This window comes from Streptomyces sp. MnatMP-M17 (assembly GCF_900091995.1).
In the GTDB taxonomy this organism is placed as follows: Bacteria; Actinomycetota; Actinomycetes; order Streptomycetales; family Streptomycetaceae; genus Streptomyces.
Map to the genome: position 1 here is coordinate 1 of NZ_FMDK01000928.1, position 4310 is coordinate 4310.

A 4310-nucleotide genomic window follows, 5' to 3' on the forward strand; every position below is an offset into this window, starting at 1 on the left:
GGGGGGGGGAGCCGGTCCGGGCGGCGTGGTGGTGGGCGGCGTCGACGAGTTGGAGCGCGCCGGCGGGGTCGCCGGTGCTGTAGCGGAGCATGGCCCAGAAGCCGAGGGTGTTGGCGGTGACGACGGGGTCGGCCGCGCTTGCGGCGGAGCGCAGAGCTGCCAGGTAGTGGCGTTGTGCTTGTGCGGGGTGGCCGGAGTCGACGGCGCACCAGCCGGCGATGCGTGATGCTTCGGCGGCGGCGGCGAACAGGCGGCGGCCGGTGGCGGTGCTGTAGGAGGTGTTCCGGATTCTGTGGGTGATCATCTGGCGTTCGGCGCAGGCCAGGGCGTAGGTTTCGTCGGATCCGATCTGGTCGTCGAGGTGCCTGAGGGTGGCGAGGCGGTCGTCGATGAGCCGGACGGTGTCCTGGTTGATCTGGGGACGGCGGTCGGAGGCGAGGACGGCGGTCGCCGGGGCGGCGGCGGTCCAGCTTGTCAGCAGGGCGGCGAGGGTGCCGCCGGTGATCACGAATTCCCGGCGTTCCATGTCCGGCCCTCCTACGTGTTCCAGCGCCCGGACGGTTCCGGATGGTGTCCATGGGGATGTGAGCAGCGCGCGGTCGTTTTTGAGCGCGAGCCGTAGCCAGTGGGGCCAGCCCAGTGCGAGGGCTTGGTCGAAGGGCACGCCGAGCATGTCGGTCATCGCAATGGTGGTGCGGCGGTCGGGCCGGGCGCGGCCCTTTTTCCAGCGGGAGACCTTCTCGGGCCGGTCGGCCATGGTTCCCAGGCCCATGCGCTGGTGGTGGGCGGCCACGCGGCGCGCGAATGTGTTGCCGTCGCAGCGTTCCTGATCGAGTACCAGTTGGAGGAGTTCGTCAGCCTCTACGGCCCCGTCGTCCACGGCTGCGGCCACGTGGTCCTCTCCCTGGCGTTGCGGGCGGCTACCTGATGTGTACCTACCGTGTCCAGTGTCCTGCACATGCGGGGTAGCGGGTCAAGTCCCTCGCGTCGGAAGGCAATCGGAGGCAATCGGGCGCAACTGGAGGCAAGCGGGCGGCCGTTCCGCCCACCCGCGTCCCGGGCTGACGATGTGTGACGCACGGCAGGCCGACTTGCTCACCGGACGGCTGATCTCTGTGCCGTGCACGCCATCGGGCTTACCAGCCCGCTACGCCTGAGGAGGGATGAGAGATGGACCTCTCGAAGTCGCAGGTAGCCGCTGTCCAGAACAGTGGCCAGGAGGGCGACACCAGCGTCGCGACCGACGTGACGGAACTGATCGAGCCGTCGGCGGTCGTCCGGTCGGAGGACACCGAGCAGGACGAGTGCTACACGTTCTGACGCGCTGACCGGGGCCGAGGGGGTGCTCCGCGCTGTCCGGCGCGGGCGCCCCCCTCGTGCTCCGGCACGACAAAGGAGAGGGTGCGGTTGATTCACGTATACACCGGGCCGACGCTCAGCCCGGACGACCCCGTACTGTCCGATCCCCGCTTCGCCCCACGGCCCCCGGTCCGGCACGGTGACCTGTTCGACGACGCTATCGCCGCGACCGACACCGTGGTCATCATCGACGGCCTCTACCACCACACGCCCGCGCTGCGGCACAAAGAGATCATGTGGACACTCGGCAGGGGCGTGCGCGTCATCGGTGCCGCGAGCATCGGTGCGCTGCGTGCGGCGGAGCTGACTGGGTGCGGCATGGTCGGGGTGGGCGACATCTACGATGCCTACGCCGCAGGACGGATCGAGGGCGACGACGAGGTGGCCGTCGGGCAGTCTGCGGATACGGACCTGCGTTCGGTGACCTGGCCCCTGGTCAATCTGCGCCATGTACTGAACCTCGCCGCAGCGGCAGACGTCATCAGCCCGGACGAGGCGGCAGACGTGCTCGGTGGACTGCGGGCCGTCTACTACCCGCATCGGTCGCTGACGGCCGTCTCGGCCATCAGCCGCAAACTGGGTGTCGAGGAGTTCGCCGGGTGGCTCACCTCGCGCCTGGCCAACGACCGGCACTTCGGTGATCTCAAACGGGCCGACGCCCTGGGGGCGCTGGAGACTGCCCTGTCCCTCGCCGCCACGCCCGCGGCGCGGCCGCCGGGGCTGGAATGGCGGACCCGTCACTTCCGGCAGTGGGCGAACATGTTCGCCACGCAGACCGTCGACGGCATCCGTCTGGCGACGAGCCACCGGATCACCTACCAGCAGCTCTTCGATCCGCACTTCAAAACGCTCTGGTGGGACTACCTCGGCACGGCCACCGGAACACCGGACACGGCGGGCCTGCCCCGCCCTGTGGCCTGCGCGGTGATCCGCCCGGAGACAGACCTGACCGACCACGACACCGTGGCCCGGCTGCTGGCCCGCGAGACGCCCGCCGACCGGGCCGCCCTCGCCCGGTACATCGCGCTCAACGAGGAAACGACCCGAACACACCGAGGCTTCTTCGCCGAGGCCATCAAGAACAGCGTCGCCCGCCAGCTTATGACCTCCCTGTGGTCCGTACCGGAGGCGGGTCTGGAAGACGAGTCCTGGGCCCGTGGATTCCAGGGCGCCCGCGACGCCGCCGACGCCGCCAAGACCTTCGTACTGGGGTTTCTCCACGACCGGGAGGCTGCACGATGAGCCGGATCGTTCTCGACGGCACCGTACGCACCAGAACACCCGAGGAGACCTGGCACGCCCTGGAACCAAAGCTCAAGGGCCTCGGGATCTCCCGCGTGGCGCGCCTGACCGACCTCGACCACCTCGGCATCCCGGTCTGGACCGCGATCCGACCGCACGCGCACACCCTCGTCACCTCACAGGGCAAGGGAGCGACCGACGAACTCGCCAAGATCTCGGCCGTGCTGGAGAGCGCGGAACTGTGGCACGCCGAGCAGCCCCCCATGACGACACCGGCACGCGGCACTCACCGCGGCCTCAACCCGCCTTATCCCATGAGCCTCCTGCCGGTGAAGGCAGACCACGAGGGGCTGAAGGACATCGAGCTGGACTGGGTGACAGGAACGGGCCTGACCAGCGGTCAGGACATCCCGGTCCCCGCTGCACTCGTTCGGCGCCGCCTACGGCGCGACGTGCGCCGGCCGGACCCCTTCCACGTCACCAGCAACGGTCTGGCCTGCGGAAACACGATGGACGAAGCAGTCCTGCACGCCCTGTTCGAAGTCGTCGAGCGGGACGTCCTGCACCGCGACTACACCAGCGGGGGACAACACCGCGCCCTCATCGACCCGCGGAGCGTGGACGACCCGTACTGCCGGGACCTGATCGACCGCTTCCTCGACGCCCGCATGTTCCTGGAAATCGCACTCGTCGACAGCGCCCACCGCATCCCCGTCTGCGCCGCGTACATCTGGTCCGAGGACTACCCCGTGGTCTTCGCGGGCTCCGGATGCCACCGCGATCCCCACATCGCTCTCTCCCGAGCTCTCACCGAGGCCGCCCAGTCCCGGCTCACCTGCATCGCCGGCACCCGAGACGACCTCAACTCCCACGAAAACGCCTTCGCCGCCCGCCCCCCATCCCCCCAACCAGCCTGGCCGGGCACCACCGACTGGAACACCCTCACCCACCACTACGCCCCGGCCGAACCGGACTTCAGCCGCGAAACAGTCTCGGTGGCCGCCCGGATCGCCTCCACCACCGGCCACGAGCCCATCGCCGTCCTCCTGCACCACTGCGACGCCTACGCCGCGGCCAAGGTCATCAGCCCCGGCCTCGAAATGCGCATCATCCGCTCGATCCCCCGCCCCGGCAACCACCATGAATAAGCACCCCGGGGCAACGGCTGAGCAGCAACTCGCGGCCGTTTTCGACGCCTTCCACGCAGCCAGAGCCGGCACCACCCTGGTCACACAGCTCTACGCCCAGGCCATGGGCGACGCCTACCCCCATGAACTGGAGACATCCAGCTCATGCGACTGGCCGCTGCTCGCCACCACGGTCAACCGGCTGCGGCTGCGCCCCGGCGCCCGGCTGCTCGACCTGGGATGCGGCACCGGAGGCGTCGGCCTGTGGCTGGCCCGCGCACTCGCCGTGCACCTGACAGGCATCGACATCTCACCCACCGCCATCAGCCTGGCCACCACACGCATCCCCGCGTTCGTACCACCCGGCCAGGCCGCCTTCCGCACGGCGACCATGGAAGCCACCGGACTCCCCGACGCCCACGCCGACGGCATCGTCTGCGTCGACGCCCTCGGATTCGCGCCCGACCCGATGGGCGCGCTCAGGGAGATGCGCAGGGTACTGCGCCCGGGCGGCCGGGCCGTTCTCACCTCCGGCAGCCTCCGCTCCCACTCGGCGGCCCCGCCATGGCGGGAGCGGGCGGG

4 protein-coding genes and 1 pseudogene are annotated in these 4310 nt (G+C 69.9%); 4 read left to right on the forward strand and 1 reads right to left on the reverse strand.

Annotated elements, in window-relative coordinates; translation table 11 throughout:
• Window positions 1-892 (reverse strand): annotated as a pseudogene (locus tag GA0115259_RS33535) (hypothetical protein); the annotation flags it as partial.
• Between the two features lie 278 nt (window positions 893-1170).
• Here GA0115259_RS33535 and GA0115259_RS40800 point away from each other — a divergent pair.
• From GA0115259_RS40800 to GA0115259_RS33550, 4 genes are all read left to right on the forward strand, one after another.
• On the forward strand, window positions 1171-1320 hold the full coding sequence (locus GA0115259_RS40800) for a hypothetical protein (protein ID WP_176732743.1): 150 nt from the start codon (window positions 1171-1173) through the stop codon (window positions 1318-1320).
• A gap of 81 nt (window positions 1321-1401) precedes the next feature.
• A complete protein-coding gene (locus GA0115259_RS33540) occupies window positions 1402-2601 on the forward strand; it encodes a TfuA-like protein (protein ID WP_256098257.1) in 1200 nt (399 codons plus the stop codon).
• Window positions 2598-3749 carry a YcaO-like family protein gene (locus tag GA0115259_RS33545; protein ID WP_093603917.1) on the forward strand — a complete coding sequence of 384 codons (1152 nt, stop codon included), beginning with the start codon at window positions 2598-2600 and terminating at the stop codon, window positions 3747-3749. Before GA0115259_RS33540 ends, GA0115259_RS33545 begins: the two co-directional genes overlap by 4 nt.
• Window positions 3742-4310, forward strand: a 569-nt coding sequence (locus tag GA0115259_RS33550; protein ID WP_237540681.1) for a class I SAM-dependent methyltransferase, incomplete at its 3' end; no start/stop codon positions are given. The genes GA0115259_RS33545 and GA0115259_RS33550, both read left to right, overlap by 8 nt.